General features: G+C 71.3%; 16 protein-coding genes. 5 read left to right on the top strand and 11 right to left on the bottom strand.

What is annotated here, in order from left to right; all coding sequences use genetic code 11:
- Nucleotides 1-35 precede the first annotated feature (35 nt).
- The 5 genes from OG858_RS29675 to OG858_RS29655 all read right to left on the bottom strand — a co-directional run bounded on the left by OG858_RS29675 (nucleotide 36) and on the right by OG858_RS29655 (nucleotide 5654).
- Nucleotides 36-1256 carry a TadE family protein gene (locus OG858_RS29675; protein ID WP_328544260.1) on the bottom strand — a complete coding sequence of 407 codons (1221 nt, stop codon included), beginning with the start codon at nucleotides 1254-1256 and terminating at the stop codon, nucleotides 36-38.
- Entirely contained in the window at nucleotides 1253-2869 is a 1617-nt protein-coding gene (locus OG858_RS29670) for an AAA family ATPase (protein ID WP_086754335.1), read from the bottom strand. Before OG858_RS29670 ends, OG858_RS29675 begins: the two co-directional genes overlap by 4 nt.
- A gap of 223 nt (nucleotides 2870-3092) precedes the next feature.
- Nucleotides 3093-3809: a Flp pilus assembly protein CpaB gene (gene cpaB / locus OG858_RS29665; protein WP_086748820.1), complete on the bottom strand. Its 717-nt coding sequence runs from the start codon at nucleotides 3807-3809 to the stop codon at nucleotides 3093-3095.
- 88 nt (nucleotides 3810-3897) lie between these two features.
- Complete coding sequence (locus OG858_RS29660) at nucleotides 3898-4809, bottom strand: hypothetical protein (RefSeq protein WP_037694710.1); 912 nt, start codon at nucleotides 4807-4809, stop codon at nucleotides 3898-3900.
- A gap of 275 nt (nucleotides 4810-5084) precedes the next feature.
- On the bottom strand, nucleotides 5085-5654 hold the full coding sequence (locus tag OG858_RS29655) for a hypothetical protein (protein WP_328544261.1): 570 nt from the start codon (nucleotides 5652-5654) through the stop codon (nucleotides 5085-5087).
- Nucleotides 5655-5813: 159 nt separating this feature from the next.
- Here OG858_RS29655 and OG858_RS29650 point away from each other — a divergent pair, with 159 nt between their 5' ends.
- Both OG858_RS29650 and OG858_RS29645 read left to right on the top strand, forming a co-directional pair.
- Entirely contained in the window at nucleotides 5814-6323 is a 510-nt protein-coding gene (locus tag OG858_RS29650; RefSeq protein WP_086748822.1) for a SigE family RNA polymerase sigma factor, read from the top strand.
- A gap of 103 nt (nucleotides 6324-6426) precedes the next feature.
- Nucleotides 6427-7731: a hypothetical protein gene (locus OG858_RS29645; protein WP_328544262.1), complete on the top strand. Its 1305-nt coding sequence runs from the start codon at nucleotides 6427-6429 to the stop codon at nucleotides 7729-7731.
- Between the two features lie 25 nt (nucleotides 7732-7756).
- Here OG858_RS29645 and OG858_RS29640 read toward each other — a convergent pair whose 3' ends face one another.
- Together OG858_RS29640 and OG858_RS29635 are read right to left on the bottom strand one after the other, a co-directional pair.
- Nucleotides 7757-9079, bottom strand: a complete 1323-nt coding sequence (locus tag OG858_RS29640) for an Nramp family divalent metal transporter (RefSeq protein WP_086748828.1) — start codon at nucleotides 9077-9079, stop codon at nucleotides 7757-7759.
- Between the two features lie 218 nt (nucleotides 9080-9297).
- A complete protein-coding gene (locus OG858_RS29635) occupies nucleotides 9298-9705 on the bottom strand; it encodes an ATP-binding protein (RefSeq protein WP_086748829.1) in 408 nt (135 codons plus the stop codon).
- 467 nt (nucleotides 9706-10172) lie between these two features.
- Between OG858_RS29635 and OG858_RS29630 the strand changes: the two genes are divergently transcribed.
- Complete coding sequence (locus OG858_RS29630) at nucleotides 10173-11546, top strand: M14 family metallopeptidase (protein WP_319263009.1); 1374 nt, start codon at nucleotides 10173-10175, stop codon at nucleotides 11544-11546.
- A gap of 86 nt (nucleotides 11547-11632) precedes the next feature.
- Here OG858_RS29630 and OG858_RS29625 read toward each other — a convergent pair whose 3' ends face one another.
- The 4 genes from OG858_RS29625 to OG858_RS29610 all read right to left on the bottom strand — a co-directional run bounded on the left by OG858_RS29625 (nucleotide 11633) and on the right by OG858_RS29610 (nucleotide 15216).
- Nucleotides 11633-12382: a hypothetical protein gene (locus OG858_RS29625; protein WP_319263012.1), complete on the bottom strand. Its 750-nt coding sequence runs from the start codon at nucleotides 12380-12382 to the stop codon at nucleotides 11633-11635.
- A 343-nt stretch (nucleotides 12383-12725) separates the two neighbouring features.
- On the bottom strand, nucleotides 12726-13190 hold the full coding sequence (locus tag OG858_RS29620) for a RidA family protein (RefSeq protein WP_086748826.1): 465 nt from the start codon (nucleotides 13188-13190) through the stop codon (nucleotides 12726-12728).
- On the bottom strand, nucleotides 13187-13948 hold the full coding sequence (locus OG858_RS29615; protein ID WP_086748827.1) for an IclR family transcriptional regulator: 762 nt from the start codon (nucleotides 13946-13948) through the stop codon (nucleotides 13187-13189). Before OG858_RS29615 ends, OG858_RS29620 begins: the two co-directional genes overlap by 4 nt.
- Nucleotides 13945-15216 (bottom strand): PfkB family carbohydrate kinase, encoded by a 1272-nt coding sequence (locus OG858_RS29610; RefSeq protein ID WP_327748422.1) that lies wholly within the window; start codon nucleotides 15214-15216, stop codon nucleotides 13945-13947. The genes OG858_RS29615 and OG858_RS29610 overlap by 4 nt, the downstream gene beginning before the upstream one ends.
- Before the next feature lie 142 nt (nucleotides 15217-15358).
- On the opposite strand from OG858_RS29610, the gene OG858_RS29605 reads away from it, so the two are divergent.
- Entirely contained in the window at nucleotides 15359-16648 is a 1290-nt protein-coding gene (locus OG858_RS29605) for an amino acid deaminase (protein WP_327748423.1), read from the top strand.
- Nucleotides 16649-16698: 50 nt separating this feature from the next.
- Nucleotides 16699-18318: an N-acyl-D-amino-acid deacylase family protein gene (locus OG858_RS29600; protein WP_319066425.1), complete on the top strand. Its 1620-nt coding sequence runs from the start codon at nucleotides 16699-16701 to the stop codon at nucleotides 18316-18318.
- Nucleotides 18319-18324: the final 6 nt, after the last annotated feature.

Here is an 18324-nt window from a genome sequence, read left to right as displayed (position 1 = left end):
TTGGGGGTGCGCGGAAGGGGTCGGGGTGCGGCGGGTCAGTCGTCGGTGTCGTTGGGCATGGTGGCGGAGCGTTCCACGGGGACCGGGTCGAAGAGGGGGACCACGGAGGGGACCGTGACGGTGACCGTGGCGGTGGTGGTGTCGGCGCCGGGGGCCACGGCGGGGTTCGGGTTCAGCCATGCGCTCGCGGCGGCGACGCCTGCGGCCTGGCCGGTGCCGGGCTGCAGCGACTCGGCCCTGGCCGCCGCGCGGGCCGCCGATCCCGCCTGGCTGATGCCGTAGCCGATGAGGCCCAGCTGGATCGCGGCCATGCCGACGAGGAGGAGGATCGGGAGGAAGCCGGCGAACTCCAGGATGGAGGAGCCCCGGTCGTTCCGCAGGTGGTGGAGTCGGCCTTCCTTCGGGGGGTGGTGCGCGCGGGGGCGGTCGGTGGGTCGGGGGCGCGTGCGGGGGCGTCCGTCCTCGGCACGGGGCGGAATCGGTGCGGCGGGAAGTCCGCTCCGTCGACGCGCCAACCGCTGTGGGCGGACGCCCCCCGGCACGTCCCCTTCCCGCCGTGCGCGGCCCGCCCGTCGTGGGGGCTGTGCCACGGCCGCCCGGGCTGTGGGGCGTACGCCGTCCTCCCGGCATGCGGAGCGCGCCGCGGTGCCAGCGGCGTCCTCGTCCTTCGGACGTGTCCGGGCTTCACCGCGCACCGCCACGCCCTCGTCCCTCGGGCAGGTACCGGCCTCCCCGCGCACCGCCACGTCCTCGTCCCTCGGGCAGGTACCGGCCTCCCCGCATACCGCCTCGTCCTCGCCCCTCGGACGGGTACCGGCCTCCCCGCGCACCGCCTCGTCCTCGCCCCTCGGGCAGGTACCGGCCTCCCCGCATGCCGCCACGTCCTCGCCCCTCGGACGGGTACCGGCCTCCCCGCGCACCGCCACGCCCTCGCCCCTCGGGCAGGTACCGGCCTCCCCGCGCACCGCCACGCCCTCGCCCCTCGGGCAGGTACCGGCCTCCCCGCGCACCGCCACGCCCTCGCCCCTCGGGCAGGTACCGGCCTCCCCGCGCACCGCCACGCCCTCGCCCCTCGGGCAGGTACCGGCCTCCCCGCGCACCGCCACGCCCTCGCCCCTCGGGCAGGTACCGGCCTCCCCGCGCACCGCCACGCCCTCGCCCCTCGGACGCGTCCGGGCTTCACCACGTACGGCCTCGTCCTCGCCCCTCGGGCGGGTACCGGCCTCCTCGCATACCGCCACGTCCGTCCGCGTCATTGCGGGTCTCCCTCCAGCGCCGCGCCCGCCTCGCCGTTGACGGTCCAGCCGGCGTCGAAGCCCGGGAAGAAGAGGGGGACGTTGGCCTGGACCTCGGCGCGCATGACGGGGCCCGCGGGGGCGCAGTCGACGGAGGTGCCGTCCCAGGCGCCCGGGAGGTTCTGGGTGCCGGCGGCTTCGCAGGCGGCGGCGACGTCGCCGTCGACCGCGTAGGCGGCGGTGGCGGCGCGGGCGGCCTCGTCTGCGGCGTTGCCGGCCAGGGAGTAGGTGTAGCCGTAGAGGGCGGCCTGCCACAGGATCGTCATGGTGACCAGGAGCAGGGGGAACATTCCGGCGAATTCGAGGGTCACCGAACCCCGGTCGCCGCCCTTGCGGCGCAGGACGAGGGCGCCGCGGTCCGCGGACGTCCTGCGGCGTCGGCCGCCGTGCCCGTGCTCCGGCGCGGCGACCAGTTCCAGTTCGCCGGCGAGCGCCCACAGCGCCTGTTTGACGACCGAACGAGCGTCGAGGTCCTGGAGGCGGCCCGCGTCGACGACGGACTGGAGTTCCTTGAAGGCGGCGGGGACGGCGGCGCGGGCCACCTTGGTGCCGGTGACCTTCTCGACCAGCGACGGCTGGATCTCCGTACCGCGCGACAGGCGGTTGACGACCGTCAGCGTCTCCTCGGCCTTGCGGATCTGGAGGCGGTCCCAGAGGCGGACCATGCGTTTGGCGGCACGGATCGCCACCACGTCCGGGGTCACCAACAGCAGTGCCTGGTCGGCCATTTCGACGGCCGCCGCGGTCGCCGCGGTCATCTGCGAGCCGCAGTCGACGATCACCACGTCGTGCCGGGAGCGGAGCGTGGCCACCACCTGGCGTGCCACCCGGTCCGTCACCTCCTCGCCGCGCTCACCCTCGGCGGGGGCCAGGAGGAGGGAGATGCCGGTGTCGTGGGCGAAGACCGCCTCCTGCAGGACGCGGGGGTTGATGTCGGAGATGCCGGCCAGGTCGGCGACCGAACGGCGGAACTGCACGTCCAGGTACGAGGCCACGTCCCCCGACTGCAGGTCGAGGTCGAGGAGGGCCACCGTACGGCCGGACGCGCGTGCCGCGAGGGCTAGTTGGACGGCGGTGACCGTGGCGCCGACGCCGCCCTTGGCCCCGCTGACGGTGACGACGGTGCCGCCGGGGCCCGCGTACAGCTCCGGCGTGGGGCTGCCGAGGTGGCGGCGCATGCCGGCCGACCAGGCCGCGGCTGCCTGGACGCGTTCGGCGAGGGCCTCGTAGGAGAGGGGGAGGTTGACGATGCCTCGGGCGCCGGAGTCCATGGCGGCGGTGAGGACACCGGTGCTCGTGTCGGAGGTGACGAGGACGACGCCGACCGCCGGGAAGCGCAGGACGAGATCGCGGACGAGGTCCAACGCCGGTACCGGGCCGATCCGTTCGTGGACGAGCACCACTTCCGGCAGTTCGTCCAGCGAGTCGGCGGCCTGCCGCGCCAGGGTGTCCAGCAGGGCCGTGGAGTCGGACACGTGCGGTGCCGGTTCGGCGTCGGCCAGCTGGCCGAGCAGGGTGGTGAGGGCACGGGCCGACTCGATGTCTCCGGCGACGGGGAGGATACGGATGGTCATCGGCGGATCCTCGTTCCGGTCGCGGACGTGCGGGGCTCGGCCGCCTCACACCAGCAGGGTTCACGCGGCACCCGCGGCGCACTCGCCGCCCACGGCACCCTCGTTCGCCGTACCCCCCTGAGCATGCCCACCCTCGGCACGCCCACCCGCAGCGGCATTCGACGCACCCTCGTTCGAGGCATCCCCGTACGGACGTTCCGGACCGACCTCATCGCGGGGCCTCCTACTTGTCCTCGTCGAGGGTGTACGAACGGTCGTCCGGTACGACGACGGTGGCCTCGCCGCCCCCGACGAGGGCGAGACGGACGTGCTCGGCGAACGACTCGGCGTACGCGACGCGCTGGGCGTCGGCGGTGTCGAGCGCGAAGGTGATCGGGACGGCCTCGGTCGCCGTGCGACGGCGGTCGCTGCTGGACTGACCGGATTCGAGGGGGGTCAGCCTGCCGACGTCGATGACGCGTGCGTCGGCGACCATCAGCTTGGACGTGTCCTTGCCGGAGTCGCTGTCCTTCTCCTCGAACGTGGCGTAGATGTTGACCCGCGACCCCGGGTTGATCTTCCCCGCCACACCGGTGGACGCGTCGATCAGGATCGCGATCTCCTGCTGCCCGGATTCGAGTTCCGGCCGGTCTACGATCATGTCGGACTGGAGCAGGGAGCCCCTGCGCAGCTGGGTGACGGCGATCTTCCCGCGGATCTCCGACAGATCGGTGACGGCCGTGCCGGACAGCCACCGCTCCGGCATCGTGATCTTCTCGAACTGGCCCGCCGACAGCTCCTTGTAGGGCGCGATGTCGTCCTTCAGCCGGTACGCGGTCACCTCGGGCCCGACCTTCGCGTTCACGTCACGGATCACGGAGAGCACCCCGGCGAAGGCGGCCAGGGCGCACAGGGCCGAGAGGACCAGCAGGATGACGCCGCGGCGCTGGCGTGAGTTCACTACATCTCACCTCGTGGGAACGTGCCGGGCACTTGAGCGGGCCTGCCTTTCCCGCTGCCTCGCGGGCTGTGGAGTTGTCGTACGGCTGTCATGTGACCCCTAGCGGAAGGGCCGCCCGGTCCGGGCCGGGGGCCGGCTCCGGTTCCCGTAACGGGGCCGCGCAGAACCCGCAGCGGTCGCCGATGAGTTCGAGACCGCACCAGTGGCACGTCTCGCGGCGTACGGACGACACCAGCTGGTAGAGCACGGAGACGTCGGAGAGGCCGGCGGCGAACTCGACGAGCTTGCCGGTCCCCCACCAGCGCACGGACCCCTCGGGCAGCGGCACCGGCAGGGACCCCTGTACCTGCCAGGCCGGGGCGAGCGTCGCGGTGACCCAGTCGGACGGCGGCTGGGGCCCCTGCGCGACGAGCAGCCGGGTGCCGAACTCGGGCCCGGCAAGGGGCTCCTCGTCGGCGGTGTTGAGCCGGACGAGCTGGGGCCGCGGGTTGGCCAGTACGGCGAACCGGGCTCCCGGCATCCACGACTTGGCGTGCGACTTCAGCGTGACCGGCACCCGGTCGAGCTTGGCCACGGAGCCGAGGTGGGCACCGGCGTAGATGTAGTGCGCGAGGAGGCGTACGGAGGAGGCGAGCACTCCCGGGCTGAAGTCGCACACGGACAGCTGCCGCAACTGCTGGGCGAGCAGGGCGAGTCCGAGCGGCGGCAGATCCACGCCGAGCAGGGCGATGCGGTCGCTCTCCAGCACGGAACGGACGGTGTGCAGCCGCCGGGTGACGGCCGACGCCTCGGTGGCCGAGTGGAGGGCGATGACATAGCCGTGCTGCTCGATGAGCGCGTGCATGGCGAACAGGGAGGCTTCGAGGGTCTCCTGCGGCTGGACGACCGCGGGCGGGGTCTGCCGGTCGAGCGGTGGGAGCACCAGATCGGAACTGGTGACGGCTATCGCGGTCGGCACGCTGCACACCACCCCGTTCACTTCGGCGGGGTGGTCGACCACCGCCTCAGACGGCCCCTGTGAGGAACGACGTCCTGCTCGACGTCCCTCCTGCATCGTCTTGCATCAGCACCATATCCACGGCATGGCCCGATCAACACCGAATCTCCTTGATCAACTCACGGAAGGTGTGGCCGTATCGACACAGAGTGAGACGCATATGCCTCAACCAGGCAGGCGGGGAGGGCTGTTGGATCGGCTGACGGCATCGCCCACGGCTCCGGCGTCGTCGCCCTGACACCCGTGGCCGCAGGTGCGCCCCTGCCGGAATGACGCGGCTATCCCATCGGGCGGTAGTAGCCGAGCACCTGGGCCAGGTGCCCGAACCACTGGTGGAGGCGCTCGCGGGGCTTCGCCTCGACCGTGCACTCGTAGAAGCCGCCGTCGAGGTGGATGACGGCCACCATGAGGGCCTTGCCGTTGCCGCTCGCCTTGTAGTGGACGCTGCGGATCTCGGGCCAGGTGAAGTCGATGGCGATGCCGTGGTCCTCGAAGGCGACGCCGTTGATGTCGACGACGACGGAGTTGTGGCGGTCGACGGCCAGGAACTCCGGGCCCTGGGCGGGTGCGCCTGGGGCTCCCGGGGCTGCCTGCGGCTGGGCGTACGGGTGAGGCGGCTGGCCGACGGGAGGCGGTGCCGGCTGCCCGTACGGCTGGCCCTGCGGCGGCTGCCCGTACGGCTGGCCCTGCGGCGGCTGCGCGTACGGCTGTGGTGGCCGGCCCGGAGGCACGGCCGGGGGCGCGTACGGCGGGGGCGGGGGCCCGAAGCCCTGTTGGCCGCCCGGCGGTGTCCCAGGCTGCGGCGGTGGTGGCGGCGGCGACTGGTGGCCCTGATCAGGCTGGTCCATGGTGTTCGTCCCTCTGCCCCGTTGGTGTGACTCGTACCGCACCGTATCCCTCCCCTGCCCGTGAAACATTCCCCGGGGGCCACCGCATCAATGGTGTGAGAGGCGAAGACGCGAAGAAGCGGCCACGGCCTACGCGAGCTCGTTCAGGGGGAGCCGGAGATGAGACAGGTCCGCGGGGACGGGTACCAGGAGTTCGCCTCGGCGCGCGCGAGGCATCTCTACCGGTCCGCGTGTCTGCTCACCGGCGGGGACACGCATCTCGCCGAGGACCTCGTGCAGGAGACACTCGGCCGGTTGTACGTGAAGTGGGGGCGGGTACAGCGGGCGGACAACCCTGCCGGGTACGCGCAGACCGTGTTGACCAGGACTTTTCTGGCCCATCAGCGGCGGCGCAGCAGCAGGGAACGGGCCACGGATGTGATCCCGGACGTGCCCGCCGCGCCCGGCTCCGACTCGTCCCTGCGGCTCACCCTCGTCGAGGCGCTGGCCCAACTGCCGCCCAAGGACCGGGCGGTGGTCGTCCTGCGCTACTGGGAGGACCGCTCGATCGAGGAGACCGCCGCCGCGATGAACGCGAGTTCGGCAGCGGTACGCACCCGATGCGTCCGCGCCCTCGCCCGACTCCGCGTCCTCCTCGGGGACACCATCGGCGAGTACGTCACCCCCTGAGCGCCCCGAGACCGCGAGCCCCCGAGCCCTCTCAGCGCCTCCAAGACGTCAACGACACCACACCGGCCAGCACCCGCACCACTCGTAGAAACGGCGGTTCGTCATGCCCCTTGACCAGCACGAAGACCCCTTCGAGGGCAGGCTCGGGGACGCCCTGCGCCAGGCCGGAGACTCCTTCGAGACCGATGGGCGCACCATGGTCGACGGCGGAGTCGTACGCGGCCGTCGACTGCTGTTCCGGCAGCGGGCGGCGATGCTGGGCGGGGTCGCGGGGATCGCGCTCATCGGAGTGGGCGGGGCGGTCCTGCTGCCCGGGATCGGCGACGGTGGCGGGGACGGAGACGGGAAGCGGTCCGTGGCGGCGGAGCGGTCCGGCGAGCAGACGGTCAGCGGCGACGACGGCGAGGTGTCCGGCGCCGAGATGGTCCAGCGGCTCAAGAACCTGATGCCGAAGGGGAAGTTCAGCGGGGAGTCGGCGCGGGGCACGGGCACGGAGCCGGGGCCGTACGCACATGTCGTGTACGACGACGGCAACGGTGCGGCGGCGGTGGAGCTCGGGCTCGGGCGGATCGACCCCGACAGCGAGCACGCCCGGCAGCTGACGGAGTGCCCGGACAAGGCAGTGATCGAGTACGACTCCTGCAAGGAGAGCACCCGGCCGGACGGCTCGCGGCTGATGCTCTTCGAGGGGTACGAGTACCCGGACCGCCGCGTGGACACCAAGTTCTGGTACGCGCAGGTGGTCGACCCGGAGGGATTCGAAGTCAGCGTCCGGGAATGGAATGCCGGGGCGCAGATGGACGCGCCGGTCACCCGTGCCGAACCGCCTTTCCCCACCGCGTATCTGCGGGCGATCGTCACCGCCCCGGAGTGGCAGGAGGTCGTCGACGCCATTCCTGAGGAGACGGCGAAGGAAGACAAGGAGGAGCGGGAGGAGTCGTCGACCGTGAGGCCGGAGGACCCCGCTTCGCCCCCGATGGTCGGCGGCGAAGCGATCCGGCGGACACTCATCAGCCTCCTTCCCGAGAACGTCGAGATCGTCAGCAAGGAGGAGGAGCTGGAGTCGGACTTCGCCTATGTCGTCCTCGACGACGGCAAGGGGCAGAGCCTGGTGCAGGTGAATGTGCAGCTGGGCATGGCGGACGTCACGGACTCGTTGTTCGGCGCCGACGCCGAGACCCTGCCCGACGGCACGAAGGTCGTCACGCGGCAGGGCCCCGGTGAGAAGGGCGGCGAGGGGGTCGTCATGTGGACCGTGGACACGCTCCGCACCGACGGGCTGCGGGTCGTGATCAGCGCCTTCAACTCCGGCGCCCAGCACACGGCCGCGACCCGCGGGACCCCCGCGCTCTCCATGGCTCAGCTGAAGGAGATCGTCACCAGCGAGAGGTGGAAGGAGCTCGGCTAGCCGACCCCTCTCCTCCTCGAAGGCGTCAGAGGAAGTCCGCCCACGGCTGGTCCCAGATCTGCTTCACGGCCAGGACCAGGAACAGCAGGCCCGCGATGGCCAGCATCGCGTTGCTCAGGATGCCGTTGCGCCATTCGTGGGGCGTGCGGGAGGAGTTCAGGAGCCAGATGAGGGTTCCTGCGAGGAAGGGGAGGAAAGCGGCGCCGAGGACGCCGTAGAGGATGATCAGGCGGAACGGCTGGCCCTGGAAGAGCAGGACGATGGGCGGGAAGGTCAGCCAGAGCAGGTACGCGCGGAACGGCCAGGACTTCTCGCGCCGGCCGGAGGCGACCTCCTCGCCCGTCACCGCGCCCTTCCTGCGGAAGCGTTCCACGAAGTCCGCGAACATCAGGCTCACGCCGTGCCAGACGCCGATGAGAGAGGTGTACGAGGTGGCGAAGAAGCCGATCAGGAAGAACTTGGCGGTGGCCGTGCCGTACTCGTCCGCCAGGATGTCGCTGAGCTGGACCAGCCCCTTGTCGCCGCTGGCGATGGCGATGTTGGCGGAGTGCAGCAGTTCGGCGCCGACGAAGAGCATGGAGATCACGAAGATGCCGGTGGTGATGTACGCGACCCGGTTGTCGAGGCGCATGACCTTCATCCAGCCGGTGTTGGTCCAGCCCTTGGCATTGACCCAGTAGCCGTAGGCGGCCAGCGTGATCGTGCCGCCGACGCCGCCGATCAGGCCGAGGGTGTTGAGGATCGAGTCCTTCTCGTCGGGCAGGACCGGGAGGAGGCCGGCGAAGGCGTCCGGGAGGTTGGGGGTGACCCTGATCGCCAGGTAGACGGTCACCACGAACATGACGCCCACGAGGACCGTCATGACCTTCTCGAAGACCTCGTACTTGTTGAACCAGACGAAGACCAGGCCGCTCAGGCCGCACAGGACGGCCCACCACTTGAGGTCCATGACGTCCGGGAACAGCGCCTGCAGGGGCAGGGCGCTGGAGGACATCGCGGCCGCGCCGTACACGAAGCCCCAGATCACGACGTACACGACGAAGAACCACGTCGTCCAGCGGCCGAGGCTCGCCCAGCCGTCGAAGAGGGTGCGGCCGGTGGACAGGTGCCAGCGGCCGGCCGCCTCGGCGAGGGAGATCTTGACGAGGCAGCCGATGACGGCCGCCCACAGCAGGGTGTAGCCGAAGTTGCTGCCCGCGATGAGGGTCGCGACCAGGTCGCCGGCGCCGACGCCGGTCGCGGCGACGACGATGCCGGGGCCGATGTACTTCCAACTGGATTTGCGGGGTGTGGGGTTGATGTCGGATGTTGCCGGGGTGTCAGTGGGGTTTCCCGTGGTGTCCGCCATGAAGGTCAAGAAACCCCATGGGCCCCCACCAGACAAGAGGGCATGCCCGGGATGCTTTCAGGGACGCGGGGAACTGCGCAACCAGCCACGACGGCGCCGCGGACGCACGACGGCCTCGGCGAACGACGGCCTCACCGAACAGCGGCCTCCCCCAGTGGCCTCCCCGAACAGCGGCCTCGGCGACAGGTGCCGCCGAAGCCGCCGAACCGAGCGGAACGCTACGGCTGTCGCCGACCGCAGCCGTCGGACCCGCAGGTCCCGAGCTCGAACCACACGGTCTTGCCCGGCCCGTCCTGGTGGCAGCCCCAACGCCCGGCGAGCGCCTCCACCAGGAACATCCCTCTGCCGATCTCCGATATCCCCGTCGCCCGGCGCACCCGGGGCGGGCGGCAGTCCGTATCCGACACCTCGCAGCGCAGTACGCCGTGCGCGGCCGACAGGGTCAGCTTCAGTCGGCTCTTCGCGTGCACCAGCGCGTTGGTGACCAGCTCGCTCACCAACAGCTCCGCCGTATCGGTCTGGTCGAGCAGTCCCCATCCCTCCAGCTGCCTGCGCACCTGCGCGCGGGCCTGGGCGGCGGCTGTGGGCCGGGGCTCGTACTCGACGCTCAAGTGGCCTGCGCCCATGGGTGGTTGGGGGTAAGAGGCGAAGTGGGGGCCGGAATCCGGAAGGAGCCCCCCGGAGAATTGCAGCATGCTTCCAGGGTTACCGCCGCGCGTACGCGGCACACGGGGAGGATTACCCGTTTCCGGCCCTGCATATACCTGTTTACCGCCCGAGTACGTCCACAATTGGGCATGCAAGACACCGATGTACCCCTACGCGGTTGTGCGCGGCTTACGCGCCCCCTGACTGCTTCCCGCCCCGCCGCGACCGGTTCCCGTAGGTTCCGGCCGTGGCGGCCCCGCGCCCGCCACCCTCACTCTTGACCCGGTCATGCCAGACCCGGACCATGAGCGCCACACCCGCACCAGGGTCTGCCGGGCGCCCCCACGGTCGTCGGCCAGGCCCGAGGCACGTCGCAAGGATCCACCCCCCGCTCCACTCCCCGCTTCCGGAGACCCCGGAACTCCTGGAGAAAATAGGAGACTTCATGCGACTCCGCATACGCGGCAGGTCGGCGACGCCCGGCGGCACGGGCAGGAGATCAGGCCGCCGCACCGCCGCCCTCGCCACCCTGCTGACGCTGGCCCTCGCCGCCCCGGTCGCCGCGACGACCACGGACGCGACGGCGACGAGCGCCGAGCGGCCCAGGGCCTCGGCGGACGACATCCGCCAGTACGAGGTCCACATGCACTCGGACAGCAAGTCCCGCACGGCGCTGCAGCAGGCCGGCGTGACCGTGGACGACGCCGACGACCACTCGGTGTTCGTCTCCGGACGCGCGGACCAGATCAAGAAACTGAAGCAGCAGGGCTACGAGGTCACGGCACTCGGCGCGGTGCCGGACCGGTCCAACGGCGAAGGCGACGTACGGCTCTTCGACTTCCCGTCCGCCGACTCCCGCTATCACAACTACGCGGAGATGACGAACGAGATCAACTCCGTGGTCGCGGCGAACAGTTCGATCGCCAGCCAGCGGGTGATCGGCACGACGTACCAGGGCCGGAACATCGTCGCCATCAAGATCAGCGACAACGTCGGCTCGGACGAGGCCGAGCCCGAGGTGCTGTTCACCCACCACCAGCACGCCCGTGAGCACCTCACCGTCGAGATGGCGCTCTATCTGCTCAACGAGCTGACCTCCGACTACGGGACCGACTCAAGGGTCACCAACATGGTGAACAACCGCGAGATCTGGATCATCCCGGACGTCAACCCGGACGGCGGCGAGTACGACGTCGCCACCGGCTCGTACCGCTCGTGGCGCAAGAACCGGCAGCCCAACAGCGGTTCGTCGGCCGTCGGCACCGACCTCAACCGCAACTGGAACTACCGCTGGGGCTGCTGCGGCGGCTCGTCCGGGTCGACGTCCTCGGACACCTACCGGGGTACGGCGGCGGAGTCGGCGCCCGAGGTGAAGGTCGTCGCCAACTTCGTGCGCAGCCGGGTCGTCGGCGGGGTCCAGCAGATCAGGACCGGGATCGACTTCCACACGTACAGCGAGCTGGTGCTGTGGCCGTTCGGGTACACCACCGCCAACACGACGACCGGGATGACGGCGGACGACCGCAACGCGTTCGCGACGGTCGGCGGGAAGATGGCCGCGAGCAACGGGTACACACCCGAGCAGTCCAGTGACCTCTACATCACGGACGGGTCGATCGACGACTGGCTGTGGGGCAACCAGAAGATCTTCGGGTACACGTTCGAGATGTATCCGGGGTCGGCGTCCGGGGGTGGGTTCTACCCGCCCGACGAGGTCATCGCCCGGGAGACCGCTCGGAACCGGGACGCGGTGTTGCAGTTGCTGGAGAACTCGGACTGCATGTACCGGTCCATCGGCAAGGAAGCGCAGTACTGCTAGCCGTGGGGTTCGTTTTGTGAGGCTGTGAAGCTGTGGGTGGGGAACTGCGGGCCGGTCGTGGCTGGTCGCGCAGTTCCCCACGCGCCTCAGGGGGCGCTGTCCTCGGCCTTGGTCTCGGCCTTGGTCTCGGCCCCTGCCTCGGCCTCGGTCTCGGTCTCGGTCTCGGTCTCGGCCTCTTTTTCCTCGATACCGTCGTCGAAGTACGCGTCCAGTACCTCGTCGATCTGCTTCTCCCAGGCCGCGTGCTCGGACTTGGCCTTGGCCTCGATCTCGATGGGGTACCAACGGCTGTCGGGGGTGTGCACCGTGACCGTGAAACGCTTGCCGAAGCGCGGGGACTCCGTCTCGATCGCGCCGATCTCGTCCCAGCCGAACTCGCAATTCTGGTCGTCCAGGCGCAGCCGTACGCCACGACTGTCGGCGACGATCTTCGCGCGGCGGTCGGAGGCCTCGAAGACGGGACCGTCGGTCACCTCTTCGGCTGCTTCCTCGGCTTCCGCGTCGGCAGTGTCCGGGTCCGCTTCCGCGTCATCGTCTTCGTCCGTGCCGTCGTCCTCGGAGTCCGCCTCGTCGTCGGCCGAGGTCCTCTCGGCCGGCGCCTTCGCGAGAGACGGCTTCGACGGCTTCTCGGCGGCAGCCGGCTCGTCCCGCCCCGGGGCGGCCTCGTCCGGCTCCTCGTTCTCCGTCGGCTCGACGGGCTCCGTCGGCTTGATGTCCTCCGGCTCCTCCTGCTTCTCCTTCTTCACGGAAACCGGTGCCGTGAGTCCGGGGATGTGCGACGGGTCGACCGCGGCGGCGGCCAGGGGCTGGTTGTTCGAACCGATGCGCTGCTCCACAGCGGGCAGTATGGTCGACGACCCTGTGCCGGGGACAGTCGGGCCAGGCATATGTCCGTATCTGGGTTTCACGACCTCGCCCCTGGCGCCCTCCTCCATACGGACACGTCCGTACGAACAGGCTCAGTACGACCGCCATCGCGAAACCCGCGAGGGACGGCACGGTCCGGCCTGGGGGCATGGGGATCCCAGGCAAGGGATCCCGGGCAAGGGATCCCGGGCAAGGGATCCCGGGCAAGGGATCCCGGGCAAGGGATCCCGGGCAAGGGATCCCGGGCAAGGGATCCCGGGCAAGGGATCCCGGGCAAGGGATCCCGCGCCCCTGAAGGCGCGGGTGTCGGACTCAGTTGTCCAGTACCGCCAGCGCGTCGATCTCGATCAGCAGGCCTGCCGGGAGGCCGACGTACACCGTGGTGCGGGCTGCCGGGACTGCCGTGAGGTGCTGATCGAAGTACTCGTTGTAGAGCGCGTTCATCTCGGCGAAGTGGTCCACGTCGGTCAGGTAGACGCGGATCATCAGCACGTCGTCCCAGGTGGCGCCGCCCTCTTCCAGGATCGCCTTGACGTTGGCGAGGGTCTGGAGGGTCTGCTCGCGAAGGGTGGGGCCGGCCGGCGTCGGGGGCCGGCCCTCGACGGCCGGGAGGAAGCCGACCTGGCCGGCGACCTGGAGGATGTTGCCCTTCCTGACGCCGTGGGAGAACTTGGCGGGCGGGGCGGTGTGGGTCGCGGGGGTGAGGGCGACCTTCTCGCTCCTGTCGCCCTTGCCGCTCTTGTCGTTCTTGTCGTTCTCACCGGTCGTGTCGGTCATACGGTGTCCTTCGCTGGGGTTCTGCCGGAGTACTCGCCGCTGATCGCGTCCGCGACGCGGCGGACCAGCGGGAGCAGGGTGAGGAGTTCGTCGGCGGTGACGACGACGTTGGGCGCGGAGACCGACATCGCGGCGACGACCCGGCCGTCGGTGCCGTGGATGGGCGCGGCGACGCAGTTGATGGACTCCTCGTGGCCGCCGAGGTCGGTGGCCCAGCCCTGTTCGCGGACCCGCGCCAGCTCCTTGAGGAAGGCGGAAGCGTTGGGTGTCGAACGGGACGTGTACAGGGGGTAGTCGAGCTTCTCCGCGAGGGCGCGGCGCTCGGCTTCGGGGAGGTCGGCGAGGAGCAGCTTGGCGACGGCGGCGACCGTGATGGCGACCGGTTTGCCGATGCGGGAGTACATGCGGACCGGGTAGCGGCTCTCCACCTTGTCGATGTAGAGGACCTCGTTCTCCTCGTGGACGGCGAGGTGGACGGTGTGGCCGCAGTGTTCGTTGACGCGTACGAGGTGGGGGTGGGCGATCTCGCGGATGTCGAGGTTCTCGACGGCCTCCTGGGCGAGGGCGAAGAGGCGGGCGCCGAGTCGGTAGCGCTGGTCGGACTGGCGGTAGACCAGACCGTGTTCGTGGAGGGTCCGCAGGAGGCGCAGGGCCGTGGACTTGTGGACGCCCAGGCGGTCGGCGACCCGGCCGAGGTCTGCGGGGCCCTCGGCGAGCAGCGGCAGGATGCTCAGCGCGCGGTCGACGGTCTGGCTCATGGGGTGTGTACCTCCTCGGGGGCCCGATCGGCTTGCGTCCAGCCGGGGCCGATTCGAAGTCTCCCCCACGCGTCGTCGTCCAGGGCGGCCAGACGATCGGCGTGGTCGGGGAGCGGCGGGGCGGCGAGGTCGCCGGGGACGGTGAGGGCGGCGGCGGCCATGAGGTGGCCGTGGCGGAGGCGGTCGCGGGCGGGGAGGGCGCGCAGAGTGGCGGAGAGGAAGCCGGCGGCGAAGGCGTCGCCGGCGCCCACCGGGGCGACCACGTGCACCTGGAGGGCGGGGACGAAGGTGGTCGTGTCCGTGGGCGGCCGGGTGCGCCCCGTGGTGGAGGCGGCCGGGGCGGGGGTGGTGCCGTGGACGCGCCGGGGGGTCCTCGTCCTCGGTCCGGCGGGTGCCGCCGTGTCACGGGCGGCCCGGTGGTGGACACCGGCCGCTACGGGCGGACACCCCCCGGCAAACCCCCTTGTCGGCGTACCCGGCTGGTCAGCCGTACCCGGCTGATCAGCCGGTGCGGGCGGGCGTTCGAACAGGGTGGCTCCGTGCGCTCCCTGCTTCACCACCAGGGTCGCCGGCTCCGGCAGCAGCGTCCGGACCGCCTCCGGACCGCCCGTGACGCCCCAGGCCTCCTCGGCCTCGTCCTCGCCGACGAACACGAGGTCGGCGGCGCGGGCCAGTTCGAGCAGTACGTGGGGGCCGTCGGCGGCGCGCCACAGACCCGGGCGGTGGTTGACGTCGAAGGAGATCAGGGGGCGGTTCGGACGGGGGGCCATCAGGTCGCGGAGCAGGTTCAGACAGTCGTCGGACAGGGCCGCCGTGATCCCGGAGAGGTGCAGGACACGTCCGGCGCGCACCGCCGCCAGGTCCACGGTCTCCGCAGACATCGCCGAGGCGGCCGAACCGGCCCGGTAGTAGACGACCTCGTGCGCGTCCGTGGCCCGGTCCCCCGCCGTGCGGAAATACACGCCGGTCGGGCGCGCCGGATCCCGACCCACGGAGGTCACGTCGACGCCGTGTCCGCCGATCGTCTCGACCAGGTGGTCCCCGAATCCGTCGGCCCCCACCCGGCTCACCCACCTGACCGTGTGCCCGGCCGCCGCCAGCGCGCACGCGACGTTCGACTCCGCGCCGCCGATGGCCCGGTCGAAGGAGTGGACGTCGGCGAGGCGCCCGGAGCGGGTGGGCAGGAACGTGACCATGGACTCCCCGAACGCGACGACGTCGACAATGCCGGGAGCGGCGTCGGGGGAACGGAGTCCGTCGGCGGTCACGATGATGGAGGCTCCTCGTCGCGTCGGCTGGGGGCGGGGCGGCGCCGTTGACCCGGCGCTGGCTGGGATGTTAGACAGCTGTAAGCGACATACGCAATGAACGTTGCATTTACTGCAACGTACCTCGTCAGGGAGGATCCCCATGGGTGTCGAGAGTGTCGAAGCGCTGGCCCGGCTGGCCGCGGAGCGCGTCGACCACCGCTTCAAGGGCCTCCCGACGGACACCGACGGCCTCACCGTGGCCGAGCTGGCCGACCGGCGACTGAACCTGTTCACCGGCGGCTTCACCACCCCGGTCCTCGCCCTGTCCGCCGAGCGCCTGGAGCACAACCTGGCGCTGATGGAGACCTACTCCGCCCGCCACGGCCTCGCCTTCGCCCCGCACGGCAAGACGTCCATGGCACCGCGGCTGTTCTGGCGGCAGATCGAGCGCGGCGCGTGGGGCATCACCCTCGCCATGCCCCATCAGATGCGTGTGGCGAGGGAGTTCGGGATCGAGCGGATCTTCCTCGCCAACGAGGTCGTCGACCCGGCGGCCCTGCGCTGGATCGCCGCCGAACTGGCGGCGGACCCCTCCTTCCGCTTCGTCTGTTACGTCGACTCCGTGCGCGGTGTCGAACTGATGGACGCGGCCCTACGGGATTCCGGGCGTTCCGCCCGCCCGGTGGACGTCGTCGTGGAGCTGGGCGCGGGCGAGGGCGCGCGCACCGGGGTCCGTACGGAGGCGGAGTGCGCGGCGGTCGCGGACGCGGTGGCCGCGGCCGGCACGCTGCGGCTGGTGGGGGTCGCCGGGTACGAGGGCGAGGTGCCGCGGGCCGACCCCGAGCGGGTGGGGGCGTGGCTGCGCCGGCTCACCTCGCTGGCCGTCGACTTCGACAAGTCGGGGCGGTTCGCGGGGCTGGACGAGATCGTGGTCAGCGCGGGCGGCAGCGCCTGGTTCGACACGGTGGCCGAGGTGTTCGCCGAACTCCCCGAACTGTCCGTGCCCGTACTTAAGTTGCTGCGGTCGGGCGCGTACGTCTCGCACGACGCCGGCCACTACCGCCGGATCACCCCCTTCAACCGCGTCCCCGAGGAGGGCACCCTGGAGCCCGCCTTCCGGCTCTGGGCCCAGGTCGTCTCCCGCCCCTCCCCCGACCAGGCCTTCGCCAACGCCGGCAAGCGCGACGCCGCGCACGACCTCGACCTGCCCGCCGCCGAGGTCGTACGGGACGCCGCCACGGGCACGGTCCGCGATGCCACGGGAATCACCGTGACGGGCCTGTCCGACCAGCACGCATGGCTGCGCACGGAGGCCGGGGCCGGGCTGGACGTCGGCGACTGGGTGGGGCTGGGGCTGTCGCATCCGTGCACGTCGTTCGACAAGTGGAAGCTGATTCCGGTGGTGGAGGCGGACGGCACGGTCGTGGACTACGTCCGCACGTTCTTCTGAGCCCGCCGGCATCCGCTTCCGATCCCGCCGCAGCCCGAAGGGCGACGCACATGGACCTGGTCTTCCGTGACGCCGAGGTCGTGGACGGTTCCGGCGACCCCTCCTACCGCGCCGACGTGGTCGTGGCGGACGGCAGGATCACGTCGATCGTCAAGGAGGCGGCCGCCGCGGGGTGCCAGCGGCCGAGGGCCCGGCGGGAGCTGGACGCCGAGGGCCTGGTCCTGGCCCCCGGGTTCGTCGACATGCACGCCCACAGCGACCTCGCGCTCCTGCGCGACCCCGAGCACACCGCGAAGGCGGCACAGGGGGTGACCCTGGAGGTCATCGGCCAGGACGGGCTGTCGTACGCGCCGGTCGACGACCGCACCCTCGAAGAGGTCCGCCGCGCGATCACCGGCTGGAACGGCTACGGAGAGGACATCGACTTCTCCTGGCGCTCGGTCGGCGAGTACCTGGACCGCCTCGACCACGGCTTCGACGGCGAGGGCATCGCCCTGAACGCCGCGTACCTCGTCCCGCAGGGCACGGTCCGGATGCTCGCCGTGGGCTGGGAGGACCGGGACGCGACACCGCAGGAGCTGGACCGTATGCGGGAGTCGGTGGCCGCCGGGCTGCGGGAAGGCGCGGTCGGCATGTCGTCGGGGCTCACCTACACCCCCGGCATGTACGCGAAGGACGCCGAACTCACCGAGCTGTGCCGGGTGGTGGCCTCGTACGGCGGCTACTACTGCCCGCACCACCGCTCGTACGGGGCGGGCGCGCTCCAGGCGTACGCGGAGATGGTCGCGCTGACCCGCGAGGCCGGCTGCGCCCTCCATCTGGCCCACGCCACCCTGAACTTCGGCGAGAACGAGGGCCGGGCCCCGGAACTGCTCACCCTGCTCGACGACGCGCTCGCGGCCGGCGCGGACATCACGCTCGACACCTACCCCTACACCCCCGGCTGCACGACGCTGGTGGCGCTGCTGCCGAGCTGGGCGGGCGCGGGCGGTCCGGAGGCGGTCCTCGCGCGACTGAGGGACGACGACACGGCCGAACGCGTCCGGCACCACCTGGAGGTCGTCGGCGCCGACGGCTGCCACGGCGTGCCCGTCGAGTGGGACACCATCGAGATCTCGGGCGTCACCGAACCGGCGCTGTCGTCGTACGTGGGCCGGACGATCGCGCGGTCGGCGAAGGCACACGGCGAGGACCCCTGGGTCACCGCGCGCCGGCTGCTCGTCGAGGACCGGCTCGGTTCGACGATCCTCCAGCACGTCGGGCACGAGGAGAACGTGCGGACCATCATGGGCCACCGCGCGCACACCGGCGGCTCCGACGGCATCCTGCGCGGCGACAAGCCGCACCCGCGCGCGTACGGGACGTTCCCCCACTATCTCGGCCGGTACGTGCGGGAGTTGGGCGTGCTGTCCCTGGAGGAGTGCGTCGCCCACCTCACCTCACGCCCCGCCGCGCGGCTCCGCCTCGCGGACCGGGGACTCGTCCGCGAGGGGTACCGCGCCGACCTCGTCCTCTTCGACCCGGCGACCGTGGCCGCCGGGTCGACGTACGAGGCACCGCGCACCCTGCCCACCGGCATCCCGTACGTCCTGGTCGACGGCCGTTTCGTCATCGAGGACGGCCGTCGGACGGACGTACTGGCGGGCCGGGCGATCCGGCGCGGGGACTGAGAGGGC

This window comes from Streptomyces europaeiscabiei (assembly GCF_036346855.1).
Taxonomy (GTDB): domain Bacteria; phylum Actinomycetota; class Actinomycetes; order Streptomycetales; family Streptomycetaceae; genus Streptomyces; species Streptomyces europaeiscabiei.
Note: the sequence above shows the minus strand (reverse complement) of the source record. Positions and strands in the feature narration are given on the sequence as shown.